Genomic DNA, 234 nt, shown 5'->3' on the forward strand with positions numbered 1-234 from the left:
TTGCGGGGGCAGGATTTGAACCTGCGACCTTTGGGTTATGAGCCCAACGAGCTACCACTGCTCCACCCCGCGATAATGTTATTAAATTTGCTGTTCTTTTAAATCCGACTTTATTATCTTACCATAATAAGATCAATAAGTAAAGCTTTGTTTAAATAAATATGGCGGAGGAAGAGGGATTCGAACCCCCGCGGGCTTTAACACCCCTGTCGGTTTTCAAGACCGATCCCTTCA

At 44.4% G+C, this 234-nt stretch carries 1 tRNA gene; it reads right to left on the minus strand.

The features are described from left to right. Nucleotides 1-72 (minus strand) — tRNA-Met (locus GDZ68_RS18025). Nucleotides 73-234 lie beyond the last annotated feature (162 nt).

Origin of the sequence: Sporosarcina cascadiensis (genome assembly GCF_009650995.1) — a bacterium.
Taxonomy (GTDB): Bacteria; Bacillota; Bacilli; order Bacillales_A; family Planococcaceae; genus Sporosarcina; species Sporosarcina cascadiensis.